This window comes from Pseudomonas sp. RIT-PI-a, assembly GCF_001187875.1.
GTDB lineage: Bacteria > Pseudomonadota > Gammaproteobacteria > Pseudomonadales > Pseudomonadaceae > Aquipseudomonas > Aquipseudomonas coleopterorum.
The window spans coordinates 368,558-381,237 of record NZ_LGIR01000011.1 but is presented as its reverse complement, the minus strand read 5'-3'; the positions used below and the strand labels follow the sequence as shown (position 1 = coordinate 381,237).

11 protein-coding genes are annotated in these 12,680 nt (G+C 63.2%); 5 read left to right on the top strand and 6 right to left on the bottom strand.

Translation table 11 applies throughout. The annotated features are described in order from the left end of the window. Positions 1–76 precede the first annotated feature (76 nt). The 3 genes from AC788_RS04030 (at position 77) to AC788_RS04020 (ending at position 3,482) form a co-directional block, all read left to right on the top strand. Positions 77–406, top strand: coding sequence for a hypothetical protein (locus AC788_RS04030; RefSeq protein ID WP_049859319.1), 330 nt, complete (start codon positions 77–79; stop codon positions 404–406). Positions 407–681: 275 nt separating this feature from the next. Then, a complete protein-coding gene (locus AC788_RS04025) occupies positions 682–1,890 on the top strand; it encodes a tyrosine-type recombinase/integrase (protein WP_049859318.1) in 1,209 nt (402 codons plus the stop codon). Positions 1,891–1,895: 5 nt separating this feature from the next. After that, a complete protein-coding gene (locus AC788_RS04020) occupies positions 1,896–3,482 on the top strand; it encodes an ABC-F family ATPase (RefSeq protein WP_082223560.1) in 1,587 nt (528 codons plus the stop codon). A gap of 50 nt (positions 3,483–3,532) precedes the next feature. Here AC788_RS04020 and AC788_RS04015 read toward each other — a convergent pair whose 3' ends face one another. Next, positions 3,533–4,726: a sensor domain-containing phosphodiesterase gene (locus tag AC788_RS04015; protein ID WP_049859316.1), complete on the bottom strand. Its 1,194-nt coding sequence runs from the start codon at positions 4,724–4,726 to the stop codon at positions 3,533–3,535. Between the two features lie 194 nt (positions 4,727–4,920). Here AC788_RS04015 and AC788_RS04010 point away from each other — a divergent pair, with 194 nt between their 5' ends. Next, on the top strand, positions 4,921–5,868 hold the full coding sequence (locus AC788_RS04010; protein ID WP_049859315.1) for an AEC family transporter: 948 nt from the start codon (positions 4,921–4,923) through the stop codon (positions 5,866–5,868). Here the strand turns inward: AC788_RS04010 and AC788_RS04005 are convergent. Both AC788_RS04005 and AC788_RS04000 read right to left on the bottom strand, forming a co-directional pair. After that, a complete protein-coding gene (locus AC788_RS04005) occupies positions 5,865–6,632 on the bottom strand; it encodes an SDR family NAD(P)-dependent oxidoreductase (RefSeq protein WP_049859314.1) in 768 nt (255 codons plus the stop codon). The two genes, AC788_RS04010 and AC788_RS04005, sit on opposite strands and share 4 nt — an antisense overlap. A 46-nt stretch (positions 6,633–6,678) precedes the next feature. After that, positions 6,679–7,743, bottom strand: coding sequence for a sigma-54-dependent Fis family transcriptional regulator (locus AC788_RS04000; protein ID WP_049859313.1), 1,065 nt, complete (start codon positions 7,741–7,743; stop codon positions 6,679–6,681). A 154-nt stretch (positions 7,744–7,897) separates the two neighbouring features. On the opposite strand from AC788_RS04000, the gene AC788_RS03995 reads away from it, so the two are divergent. Beyond that, positions 7,898–8,800, top strand: coding sequence for a LysR family transcriptional regulator (locus tag AC788_RS03995; RefSeq protein WP_049859312.1), 903 nt, complete (start codon positions 7,898–7,900; stop codon positions 8,798–8,800). A gap of 157 nt (positions 8,801–8,957) precedes the next feature. Here AC788_RS03995 and AC788_RS03990 read toward each other — a convergent pair whose 3' ends face one another. The 3 genes from AC788_RS03990 to AC788_RS03980 are packed head-to-tail and all read right to left on the bottom strand — an operon-like array spanning position 8,958 to position 12,662. Then, complete coding sequence (locus AC788_RS03990) at positions 8,958–9,737, bottom strand: SDR family NAD(P)-dependent oxidoreductase (RefSeq protein WP_049859311.1); 780 nt, start codon at positions 9,735–9,737, stop codon at positions 8,958–8,960. 13 nt (positions 9,738–9,750) lie between these two features. Next, on the bottom strand, positions 9,751–11,634 hold the full coding sequence (locus AC788_RS03985; protein WP_152965695.1) for a TRAP transporter large permease: 1,884 nt from the start codon (positions 11,632–11,634) through the stop codon (positions 9,751–9,753). Next, positions 11,631–12,662 carry a TRAP transporter substrate-binding protein gene (locus AC788_RS03980; protein WP_049859310.1) on the bottom strand — a complete coding sequence of 344 codons (1,032 nt, stop codon included), beginning with the start codon at positions 12,660–12,662 and terminating at the stop codon, positions 11,631–11,633. The genes AC788_RS03985 and AC788_RS03980 overlap by 4 nt, the downstream gene beginning before the upstream one ends. Between the last annotated feature and the right edge of the window lie 18 nt (positions 12,663–12,680).

Below are 12,680 nucleotides of genomic sequence, written 5' to 3'. Positions count from 1 at the left end.
CGCCGACGTCATCGCCAAGTAACCCCTTCCCTCCCATCTATGCAGTCTGCCGGTGATCGGCGGGCGGAGCTATGCCATGACAAAAGATGAACTCGAAGGGCTGCCAGAAAAGATCCGGATAGCCGTGGCCGCAGGCGTCGAGGCCGCTAACGCTCAGCCAGACGATGGCGGTAGCGCAAATCTTGATCGCGTTGTGATCCCGATGCGCCCGGTGCGTGAATCCACAATCGCAAAACACGGCTTGCCTGGCTATCTCTCTGCGGCCAGCCGCTGGCACGGACGAGCGCTTCACCTTGATGCGCCATTTAGGGGCCAGGGGAATCGTCGCTATGCCGGCGTCCAGGCCATGCACAAATCGCTGCAAGCTCAGGGCGTCAACTGCTACGTCTATTACCAGATCGATTAACCCCTGCTACCGCCAAGCGCGGCATGCTTCCAACTAAGGGCGCCGACTGCCCGAGTGCGGGCCGAAATTCAATTGGAGAGGTACCAAAACATGAGCGCAGAGCGCGAGGTGGCCGTTGTCCACGAAATGGACAAGGTATCGGAAGAGAAAATGGCGGACCTGCTGGGCACCACCGTATATGCGTTGCGGGCCAGGCGTGCACGCCGCCAGATCCCCATGGGAGTGTGGATCAAGCAAGGCAGCCGAATCATCTACAGCATCAGGAGATACGAAGAATGGCTGGAAAGTCAGTGGGTATGCCCCGAGGGGTGGAAGTCTTCCGGAACGCTCTCCGTGTCCGGTTTACCTACAACGGGGTCCGGCGCTGTGAAACGCTCCCCTATCCCCAGACACAAAAAGGCATCGCAGCTGCATCCAAGCTTCGCGATCAGGTAGTCAGCCTCATCAAACATGGGCTGCTTGATGACGACAAATACGCCGAGCTGTTCCCCGGCTCGGCAACCGTCTCCGGAAGCGCGCTCAGCTTCGGCCAATATGCCCAGCTTTGGCTGGATAGTCGGGAGATCGCTGCAGGCACCAGAAACAATTACAAGGGTACGCTCAACCTATACTGGGTGCCGCGCCTGGCACTGGTGCGGATCGATCTGATCACCCCTACCCTGATCCGCACGATCATCACTTCTACGGCCTGGGCTTCACCTGGTGTGAAGCGCAACGCTCTGACCAAGCTTTCTACAGTGCTGAAGTCGGCCGTCTCCGACGGGCTCCTGGCGAAGAACCCCGCCGACTCGATCGAACTGCCCAAACGCAACCGCAAAGAGATAGACCCATTCACCCTAGAAGAGGCCAACCGGATCATTGTTCAGCTCTACGCCCACAAGCACTGGCCAGGAACAATCTACGCAGCCTTTTACGAGTTCGTCTTTTTCACGGGCCTGCGGCTCTCTGAAGCACTTGCGTTGCGCTGGGACGCGATCGATTTCAACAAAAAGATCGCTCACGTCTGTCGGACAGTCGCCCTAGGAGAGATCGAAGAGCGCACGAAAACCGGCGGCGATCGGTTCGTATTGCTGAACGATCGCGCGCTTCACGCCTTGGAGTTCGCGCGAGATTATGCAGAACGTCGGAAAAGTGGAGTTGGTAAGGTGCTTGAGACTCCCTACGTTTTCCCCCCCTCGAAGAACGGAGAGTACGTAAAACAGACATCGGACATCCACAAGCAGTGGCGTCCAGCCCTGCTGGCGCTGGGAATTCGCTACCGGCCGCCATACAACTGCCGCCACACCTATGCGACAATATGCTTAATGTCCGGTTTGAATCCCGCCTTTATTGCTCAGCAGCTCGGCCACAGTGTGCAGATGCTGCTGTCAACGTATGCGCGATGGATCAACTCAAGCTCAGATTGGAGCGAGATGGAAAAGCTCCAAAATGGTATCAAATCGGTATCAACTGAAACCACCGCTCCTCAAGTTATTGATAGGTAAGCTCTTTGATCTCCACAGCTAACATCACCATGCAGTTTGGCGCCAAGCCGCTGTTCGAGAACGTTTCCGTGAAATTCGGCAACGGCAACCGCTACGGCCTGATCGGCGCCAATGGATGTGGCAAGTCGACGTTCATGAAGATCCTGGGCGGCGATCTGGAGCCCTCGGGTGGGCAGGTCATGCTCGAACCGAACGTGCGCCTGGGCAAGCTGCGTCAGGATCAGTTCGCCTACGAGCAGTTCAGCGTGATCGATACGGTCATCATGGGCCACGAGGAGCTGTGGAAGGTCAAGGCCGAGCGCGACCGTATCTACTCGCTGCCGGAAATGAGCGAGGAAGACGGCATGGCCGTCGCCGAGCTGGAGACCGAGTTCGCGGAAATGGACGGCTACACCGCCGAGTCCCGTGCCGGCGAGCTGTTGCTGGGTCTGGGCATTCCGCTGGAGCAGCATTTCGGCCCGATGACCGAAGTCGCGCCGGGTTGGAAGCTGCGGGTGCTGCTGGCACAGGCGTTGTTCTCGGATCCTGAAGTGCTGTTGCTCGACGAACCGACCAACCACCTGGACATCAACACCATTCGCTGGCTGGAAAACATCCTCACGGCGCGTAACAGCACCATGATCATCATTTCCCACGACCGGCACTTCCTCAACAGCGTCTGCACCCACATGGCCGACCTGGATTATGGCGAGCTGCGTCTGTTCCCAGGCAACTACGACGAGTACATGACCGCAGCGACCCAATCACGCGAGCAGCTGCTGTCGGACAACGCCAAGAAGAAAGCCCAGATCGCCGAACTGCAAACCTTCGTTTCACGCTTCTCGGCCAACGCTTCCAAAGCCAAGCAGGCGACGTCGCGGGCCAAGCAGATCGACAAGATCCAACTGGCCGAGGTCAAGCCTTCGAGCCGTGTCAGTCCGTTCATCCGCTTCGAGCAGAACAAGAAGCTGCACCGCCAGGCGGTCACCGTCGAGCGCATGTCCAAGGGCTTCGACGGCAAGCCGTTGTTCGAGAACTTCAGTTTCGTGGTCGAGGCTGGCGAGCGTGTGGCGATCATCGGCCCGAACGGGATCGGCAAGACCACCCTGTTGCGTACCCTGGTCGGCGAGCTGACCCCGGACGCGGGCGCGGTGAAGTGGACCGAAAGCGCGGAGCTTGGCTATTACGCCCAGGACCACGCGCACGATTTCGAAGACGACATGAACCTGTTCGACTGGATGGGCCAGTGGACACAGGGCGAGCAGATGGTGCGTGGCACCTTGGGCCGCATGCTGTTCTCCAACGACGAGATTCTCAAGTCGGTGAAGGTGATTTCCGGTGGTGAGCAGGGGCGCATGCTGTTCGGCAAGCTGACCTTGCAGAAGCCCAACGTGCTGATCATGGACGAGCCGACCAACCACTTGGACATGGAGTCGATCGAGGCGCTGAACCTGGCGCTGGAGAACTACCCTGGTACGTTGGTGTTCGTGAGCCATGACCGTGAGTTCGTCTCCTCTCTGGCCACCCGCATCATCGAGCTGAGCGCCAGCGGCGTGGTCGATTTCAGCGGCACGTACGACGACTACCTGCGCAGCCAAGGCGTGGTTTTCTAAACCCGAAGTCCGTGTAGCAGCGGCGCGAGCCGCGTCCGGGGGCGCCGCTGCTAAAGGGATTCGGGGCGGCCGAGGAGGAAGCCTTGGGCGTTGGCGGCGCCCAGGCGTTTGAGTTGCGCCAGTTCGGCTTCGGTTTCCACGCCTTCGGCGACGATCACGCTGCCGGTCTCCCGGGCGAAGGCGATCAAGGCCGACGCCATGGCGCGGCGTTGGAAATCCTGATCGATACCGCGGGTCAGGCTCATGTCGAGCTTGATGATGTCCGGGCGCACCTGAAGGATGTGGCGCATGCTGGCATACCCGGCGCCCGCATCATCGATCGCCACCCGTACGCCTCGCACCCGCAATGGCTGCAACGCCACCTGCAACGATGCGTAATCCTGCACCACGGCATGTTCGGTCAGCTCCAGCACCAGGCGCTCGGCAGGATACTCTTGGAGAACCCCCAACAAGACGCCGCTGAGCACCAGCTCCGGCGAGCAGTTGATGCTCAGGTAGGTGTCCGGCGCCAGTCGTGACAGGCCGGCCAGCGCTTCGCGGATGGCGAGGCATTCCAGCTGCGTTCCCAGCCCGACTTCGGCGGCTTCCTTGAACCACACGTCCGGAGTGCGTGCCGGTACGCCGCTGAAACGTGACAGGCACTCCCACCCGGCCACACGCATGGTGTGGAGGTCGAAGATCGGCTGATAGACCACCCGTGGCTGACGCGACTCGATGACTTCCAGCACTCGCGAGGTCTTGACGTCATGGTCACGGGCCCTCTGCAGATCGGTCTCGAGCCGCTCGGCGATCAGTTCGGCGAAGACGTTCATCATCTTCAGATCGCGCTCGCTCAGCCCCGGATCGGGCGTGTGACTGAAACAGCAAAAGGTCCCGTACAATCGGCCATCGCTCAAGTGGATGGGCACGCTCATGTGCGCACCGACCGGCAGGCCTGGGGTTTGGGGCACGGCCATGGCGGCCGGCAATTGACCGGTGTCACGAATCAATCCGGGCAGTTCGCCGCTGACAACGCCGCGACAGTAGCCAGCGCTCATCTCGAGGACATCCCCTGGGCTGAGCGGCACCGGGCTGGCGGCATCGACGTGAGTGAACACGCGGTCGCTGTCGCGAAAATGGGAAACGAACGCTACATCCATGCCTAGATGTGTGCGCATGGCGCGCAACACACGATCCACGCAGCCTGCCTCGGTGGCAGACAACGGCTTCAGCGCAACCAGGTCCATCAGGTTATCGGCTGTCATGACGCACTATCGCCTCCTAATGTGATAGTGCCATCAGTGTAGATGGACCTCCCCCCCTCCCTTCAAGTAAAAAACGACGAGACGCCCAACGGTAGGCTCGAATCGCTCCGCAATCAGCGGCAGCGAACCGGCGTGCCGTCCACCGTGGCACTGCTACACTTCGGCATCCAACCGTGCAAAGGACACCGTGCCCGATGCTTGCAATCTTCAACGTCGCCTTTCCAGTGTTCGGCTTGATTCTGGTGGGTTTCGTCTGCCGTCGGCGCAACGTCCTGGGCCCCAATGCCTCCATCGAGCTCAACCGATTCGTGATCTACCTGGGCCTCCCTGCCCTGCTGTTCGAAGCCATGGCGCGGCTGGGTACCTTGCAGGGTCTGAACCTTGGCTACGTGCTGGCTTTCGGCCTGGGCATGGGCATCGTTTTTCTGCTGACCCTGTGGCTGCGGTTGCGCGCCCACGCGCACTTTCTCGACGCCACCATCGACGCGTTGGGCGCCGGCTATCCCAACTCGGGATTTCTCGGTATTCCCCTGTGCCTGCTGACCTTCGGCGATCCCGGCATCGCTCCGGCGGTGATCGGTGCGGTGATGACCGCCTGCCTGTTGTTCGCCGTGGCCATCATCATGATCGAGACCTTCCAGCAGACCGAGAAACACTTGGGGCGTACGCTGCTCAAGGTCGGCCACTCGCTGTTGCGCAATCCGATCATGGTGGCTCCGGTGCTGGGCTCGCTGGTGGCCTACAGCGGCCTGGTGCTCCCGGTGGGCGTTCGCCAGTTGTTCCAGTTTTTGGGTGCTGCGGCCGGGCCCTGCGCGCTGGTGTCGATCGGGCTGTTTCTGGCCGCGGAGAAATCGCAGAAAGCCGACAGCAAGACCCTGGCCATGCTGGTAGCGATGAAACTGCTGCTGCAACCGGCGCTGACGGCGTGGTTGGCGTTCTGGGTGTTCGACATCCCGGCGATGTGGGCGTGGGCAGCGCTGCTGGTGAGTGCCCTGCCCATCGGCAACGGGCCGTTCATGCTGGCCGCGCTGTATGGCCGCGAGGCCGATACCATGTCCCGCGCGATTCTGGTATCGACCCTGTTGTCGCTGGTCACGGTGTCGCTGATCCTGGCGTTGATACCGGCTGCGGTGCAGCGCTAGTCGCGCATGTAGCCGCCGTCGACGTCCATGATCTCGCCGGTGACGAAGCTGGCCGCATCGCTGGCGAGGAAGCACACGGCTGCGGCGATGTCCCGCGGTGAGCCGGCACGGCCCAGGGGCATGTCGGCGAGCACCCGGGCGCGCGCTTCAGGGGCCAGGGCTCGGGTCATCTCGGTGTCGGTCAAGGCCGGGGTGATGGCGTTGGCGGTGATGTTGAACGGCCCGGCTTCGCGGGCCAGGCCCTTGGTCAAGGCGATGACGCCGCCCTTGGCCGCTGCGTAGCAACTGTTGCCCAACAGACCACCGCCGCGCTTGCCGGCCACCGAAGCGATGTTGATGATGCGCCCGGCGCGCCGCGCCATCATACCGGGCAGCACGGCCTTGGCGCAGAAGAACACGCTGGTGAGGTCGATGGCCAGGACCCGGTTCCATTCGGCCGCGCTGACGTCCAGCAACGGCCCGGTCGAGACGATCCCGGCGTTGTTGACCAGAATGTCGATACCGCCCAGCGTTCGTTCGATGGTCTCGACCATGGCCTGCACTTGGCCTTCGTCGGCCACGTCCACGGCCACGCCGATGGCGTCGATGCCCAGTTCACACAATTGCCCGGCAGCGGCGCTGGCGGCCGCGCCGTCGAGATCGGCAATCGCGACCCGCGCACCGCATTGACCCAGCGCCTGAGCGATGGCAAAGCCGATACCGCGCGCGGCACCGGTCACCACCGCCACCTGGCCGGTGATGGCAAGACTGATAGGGGCATTCATTATTGTTGTTCCCTTGGTTGAAGAGCATGCAGCGCAAAGCGGGTCGTCAGGCCGGCTGGTAAACGCCCTGGGCGAGTTGGTCCTTGAGCGGCGGGATACCCAGCCGGCGCAACACCCGGTAAAGCGACGGCCGACAGATGCCCAGAGCACGGGCTGCCGCGGACATGTTCCAGCGGCAGGCGTTGAGCACATCCAGCACGTCGGCGCGCTCGTCGACCGGCGTGGCCAGGGTGGCCGGGCGGCGGATCGGCGTGACGTTGGCAGGCGCTGCCTGGGTGGACGTAACCTGTTGCGCAACAAAGTCCGCGGGTAGATCGCTGCGCTGGATGCGGCTGCCCTCCATCACCGCGCAGGCGTAGCGAATCACTGCACGCATCTGCCGCAGATTGCCTGGCCAGGGGTGATTGAGCAGCAGCGGCCAGACATCCGAAGCGATGACCTGCCGCGGGTCGCAGCCGGGCAGTTCGCTGGCCACCATCCGGCAGACCAGTTCGGCGCGATCGGTACGCTCGCGCAGCGGCGGCAACTGCACGACACCGGTGGCGATGCGATAGAACAGGTCTTCGCGAAAAGCACCCTGCTCGACCAGGCCGGTGAGGTTCTGGTGGGTGGCGCAGATCAGCGCGAAGTCGACCTTGACGCTGCGCTCGGCACCCAGAGGGCTGACTTCGCGTTCGGCGATGACCCGCAGGAGGCGGGTTTGCTGCTCGAAGGGCATGTCGCCGATTTCGTCGAGAAACAAGGTGCCGCCGTCGGCCTGCTGAACCTTGCCTTTCTTGCCGCAGGGCAACGCGCCGGAAAAGGCGCCGCGCGAGTAGCCGAACAGCTCGCTCTCGATCAGGCTTTCCGGAATGGAGGCGCAATTGAGCGCCACGCACTGGGCCTGATGGCGTTGACTGTGGGCATGCAGCGCGCGGGCCAGCACTTCCTTGCCGGTGCCGGTTTCGCCCTGAACGAGCACGGCGATGCCGCGTTCCATCAGGCGCAGGGCGCGGCGGAAGGCTTGGCGCACCTGGGGGTCGCTGTCGTTGGCGATATCGGATTCGGGCAGTGCCGCGCAGGACAGTGCGGGCGAAGTGGTACGTGCAGTGTGTTCGCGAACGGAAGACATCGGCGTCACCTTTTATTGTTTTATAGCTCGTGACTATCTCGAGGTCTGGCGCTCGTGACGCAAGCCTCGACGCTGTGGCCATTTCACAATACGGCAGGCGGAGTTATGTTTTCCAATCCATAATCAGGTACCCACTGATACCTTTGCGAGCATCATGATCGAGCTCAGGCATTTACAGTATTTTCGTGCGTTGGCTGAAACCCTGCACTTTGGCCGCGCCGCCGAGCGCCTGCACATCTCCCAGCCACCGCTGTCGCGACAGATTGCGCTGCTGGAGCAAGAGCTGGGCGTGAAGCTGTTCGATCGCTCGCGGCGCCACGTGGAGCTGACCGATGCCGGCCAGCGGTTCTATCTGGACACCGGCACGGTGTTCGCCGCGTTCGAACAGGCCAAGCGCAATGCGCTGGCGGCGGCGCGGGGGGCGGCGGGTGAGTTGTCGGTGGGGTTCATGATGTCGACGGCCTACAGCGTCACCCCGGCCATCACCCGGCGTTACGCGGCGCAGTACCCGCAGGTGAACCTGAAGCTGACCGAAACTCTGCCCATGGACCTGGCCCAGGACATCAGCAGTGGCAGCAAGGACGTGGCGATCATGTACCGGCCGCAGGATTGCAGCGGGCTGGAAACGGTGACCATCTACCGTGAAGAGATGACGGTGGTGCTGCCGCCGGGGCATCGGTTGCTCGAACAGCCGCTGATCGATCCGCGCGACCTGGCGGCGGAAACCTTCATCATCGTGCCACGGCGCATCGCCCCGGCGCTGCATGACATGATCGTCAATTACTGCCTGCAGCATGGCGTAACGCCCAATGTCGGGCTGGAAATCAACATGCAGCAGACCATCGTCAACCTCGTCGGCGAAGGCCTGGGCATCGCCATCGTGCCGCGCTCGATGCGCAACATGCGCCTGACCACCACCACCTTCCGCCCGCTGGTGGCGCCGCCGGTGGTCGAGGTGGTCGCGGTGTGGAAGGCCGACAATCACAATCCTTGTATTGCCACTTTTGTGGAAAGCGCAATGCGCGCGGGTGAAGAGGCGACGCTGCTGGATCAGTGAGTGTCCGGTATATCGAAGTGCCCCTTTCGCGGCCGATGACCGCTCCTACAGTGGGATGGTGATCGACCGCAGTGTGTGACCGGCCGTAGGAGCGGTCTGTGGCCGCGAAGGGTTGACGGGGTATGCCAGACACACCGCGTTGTTTATGGCTGGGCGCTCAGATTTCCAGAATGCCGGACGCCATATAGCCGCCATCCACAGGAATCACATGACCGCTGATGTAGGAAGCATCGTCGGAGGCGAGGAAGGCCACCGCGCCGGCCATTTCCGCCGGGGTGCCGTAGCGACGCATGGGGACGGCGCGGGCATAGGAGTCGCGGGTGGCACTGGAGTGCAGGCGCTGGGTCAATGGGGTGTCGACCGGCCCAGGCGCGATGCCATTGACGGTGATGCCGTACTCGGCCAGTTCGACCGCCATCTGCCGGGTCAGACCGATCACCGCGGCCTTCGACGTGCCATAGGCGGTCCGCCCCATGCTCGCGCGCATGCCGCTGATGGACGCGACGTTGATGATCCGCCCCCAGCCCTGCTCCTTCATCAGCCGCGCGGCCTGCTGACCGCACAACAGCGCGCCGGTCACGTTGATGTTCAACACCCGCTGCCAATCGGCCAGGTCGCAGTCCAGAAAGGCCTGGGTCCTGGCGATGCCGGCATTGTTCACCAGCACGTCGCAGCGCGACAGACCGGCGAACACCTCGGCGATCGACTGCGCATCACCGATATCGATCATCACCGCCCGCGCCTCGATACCCTGGGCGCGCAAACCGGCGACCATTTCCTCGGCAGCGCCGCGGTTGATGTCGGCCACCACCACACTGTGGCCGTCCTCGCCAAGGCGCTGGGCGATCGCCGCGCCAATGCCCATGGCCGCGCCGGTGATGAAGGCCACCCGGCCCTCGCCGCTCTTGCTGGGAAGCTGTCTGACTGCTTGGCTCATGACCAGGACTCTCTTAAAGGAAACCGATGGAAATCCACGGAAAACAGGCAACGATGACCAGCGCCACCACCAATGCTGCCAGGTAACCCCAGACGCGGCGGATGACATGGTCGGACGGCGTCTTGCTGATCGCACAGGCGGCGTAGAAACCCACGCCCAGGGGCGGCGCGAACAGGCCGATGCCCATCGCCAGGATCACCACCATGGCGTAGTGCACCGGATGGATGCCGAGCATTTCGGCGAGCGGGAACATCAGCGGGCCGAACAGCACGATGGCTGGAATGCCTTCGAGCACGCTGCCCAGAATCAGGAACGTCACGATGGTGACGAACATGAAGCCGATGGCGCCGCCCGGGATTTCGCTGATCAGGTCGACCAGATTGGCCGAGAACCCCGACTGGGTCAGCGCCCAGGCCATGGCCGAAGCCATGCCGATGATCAACAGGATCGCCCCGGACAGCGCCGCGGCCTCGATCATCATCGGGTAGACCTTGCGGAACTCGATGTGGCGCATGAACAGGTGCATCACCAAGCCCACCAGCACCACATAGGCCACGCCGATGGTCGAGACTTCGGTAGCCGTGGCTGCACCTTCGAGCACCGCCACGCGGATCAGCAATGGCAAGGCCAGGGCCGGCAGCGCGACCATGAAGGTCTTCGCCACCACCGACATCGGCGCCCGCTTGACGGTGGGCATGGCTTCCTTGCGCGAGCGCCACCAGCAGACGATGGCGATGACCACGGTGGCCACCACCGCCGGCATCAGGCCGCCGATGAACAGCGCGGTGATCGAGACACTGCACACGGCGCCAATGGTGATCAGCACCAGGCTCGGCGGAATGGTTTCGGTCATCGCACCGGTGGCAGCTAGCAAGGCGGCCAGCTCTTCGGGCTCGGAGCCGCGCTTCTTCATTTCCGGAAACAGTGCCGGTGCCACCGCGGCCATGTCGGCCACTTTGGAGCCGGAAATCCCCGACACCAGGAACATGGCGCCGAGCAGCACGTATTGCAGACCGCCGCGCACATGCCCCAGCAGCGAGGCCATGAAGTCGATCAGCGTGCGGGCCATGCCCGACAGCTGCAGCACCACGCCCAGCAGGACGAACAGCGGTACGGCGAGCAGCACCATGTGCGACATGCCCTCGTCCATGCGACCGACGACGATGGACAACGGGGCATGGGTCGCCAGCGCCAGATAGGCCATGGTGGCGGTGCCGAAGGCGAACGCGATCGGGATGCCCCCGAACACGCAGGCGCCCAGCAGCACCAGGAAGAACACCACCAAGTTGTAGTTGCCGATCTCGGCGAGCAGCGGCTGGGCCAGCCACAGCGTACCGCCCACCACGGCGACCACGGCCACCCCGGCCACGAACTGACGCAGGGTGGAATAGCGGGCCATGCGCGCGACCGCCGCCAGCAGCATGAGCATGGCGCCGACCGGCAGTGCGGCGGCACGCACGCCGTCGGGAATGCCCAGGGCCGGCGTGGTGATCGCCATCTGCTCATGGGAGTGGACCATCGCCGGGGTGATGATCATGGCCACGAACAGCACCACGATCAGCGCCGACAGGGTTTCGCTGAAACCGCGCCAGGCCGGGGGCAGCTTGTTGACCAGCGCCGACATGCGCATGTGCTCGCCCCGATCGAGCGCCAGCACGGCGCCGAACATCGCCAGCCAGATGAACAGCGACGAGGCCAGCTCGTCGGTCCACACCAGCGGGTTGTGAAACACGTAGCGCGAGACGACGCCGGCGAGCAGCACGCAGGTTTCCACCAGCACCAAGGCCACGGCAAGCACCTCGACCACGCGCATGGCGCAGCGATTGAGGCAGGTCAGCGCCCGGGCCGGCAGGCGCATGGCAACGGTTTCGGCCGGCATCGCCTCGGCGCTCATCATGCCAGCTTCCCGGAGTATTTTTCGAGGATGGCCCAGGCGGCCTCACCAAACTTCTCGTGCCAGTCGGCGTAATAGTTGGCGCTGCGCAGCTTCTCGCGGAACGCCTGCGGCTCGGTGTCGGCCAGCTCCAGGCCTTTTTCCTTGAGGGTGTCGCGGATGCTGCCCTGCAAGGCGGCCAGGTCGGCGCGCTGGCCCATGACCGCAGCATCGATGTGCTTGCGCACCACCGCCTGCACGTCGGCCGGCAGGCGGGCGAACGACTTGCTGTTGCCGAGCATCCAGAATCCGTCCCAGACATGGTTGGTCAGCGAGCAGTACTTCTGCACTTCATAGAGTTTGGCCGACGACACCAGGGTCAGCGGGTTTTCCTGACCCTCGACGATGCGCGTCTGCAGGGCCGAATACACTTCGGCGAAATTGATGCTGGTGGGCGCCGCCTCGAATGCCTTGAAGATCGACATGATGATCGGACTGGGTGGCACGCGCAGCTTCATGCCCACCAGATCTTCGGGCTTGAGTACCGGGCGAGTGCTGGTGGTGGTGACGCGAAAGCCGTTGTCCCACATCTTGTCGAAGGCGAACAGGGTTTCGGTCTTGGCGATCTCGCTGCGTACATGGGCGCCCAGGTCGCCGTCCATCGCGCTCCAGACCTGATCGTAGTCCTTGAAGGCAAAACCCACGGCGCTGATCTGCACCGAAGGCACCAGGGTACCGAGGATGACCGGCGACAACGCGAACAGGTCCACCGCGCCGGAACGCACCTGAGCCAGGGTATCGGTGTCGCTGCCCAGCTGGCTGCTGGGGAACACCTGGATCTGCACCGCACCGTTGGTTTCTTCCTTGATGGCCTTGGCCATTTCCCGCGCCCGCACGTTCATCGGGTGAATCATGGGCAGGTTGTTGGCGAACTTGAGCCTGAAATCCGCCGCCTCGCTGCGTGGGCTGAACAAGCCCAGCCCCGTGGCGGCGACGGCCGCCGATGCGAGGGTGGCGGTCTTGATGAAACGGCGGCGCGAGAAATCACTCATGTAGCTCTCCTGACCTTC

Coding starts and splice junctions, on each gene's coding strand:
- AC788_RS04030 (WP_049859319.1), top strand. CDS start 77: ATGACAAAAGATGAACTCGAAGGGCTGCCAGAAAAGATCCGGATAGCC.
- AC788_RS04025 (WP_049859318.1), top strand. CDS start 682: ATGGCTGGAAAGTCAGTGGGTATGCCCCGAGGGGTGGAAGTCTTCCGG.
- AC788_RS04015 (WP_049859316.1), bottom strand. CDS start 4,726: ATGACAGCCGATAACCTGATGGACCTGGTTGCGCTGAAGCCGTTGTCT.
- AC788_RS04010 (WP_049859315.1), top strand. CDS start 4,921: ATGCTTGCAATCTTCAACGTCGCCTTTCCAGTGTTCGGCTTGATTCTG.
- AC788_RS04005 (WP_049859314.1), bottom strand. CDS start 6,632: ATGAATGCCCCTATCAGTCTTGCCATCACCGGCCAGGTGGCGGTGGTG.
- AC788_RS04000 (WP_049859313.1), bottom strand. CDS start 7,743: ATGTCTTCCGTTCGCGAACACACTGCACGTACCACTTCGCCCGCACTG.
- AC788_RS03995 (WP_049859312.1), top strand. CDS start 7,898: ATGATCGAGCTCAGGCATTTACAGTATTTTCGTGCGTTGGCTGAAACC.
- AC788_RS03990 (WP_049859311.1), bottom strand. CDS start 9,737: ATGAGCCAAGCAGTCAGACAGCTTCCCAGCAAGAGCGGCGAGGGCCGG.
- AC788_RS03985 (WP_152965695.1), bottom strand. CDS start 11,634: ATGATGAGCGCCGAGGCGATGCCGGCCGAAACCGTTGCCATGCGCCTG.
- AC788_RS03980 (WP_049859310.1), bottom strand. CDS start 12,662: ATGAGTGATTTCTCGCGCCGCCGTTTCATCAAGACCGCCACCCTCGCA.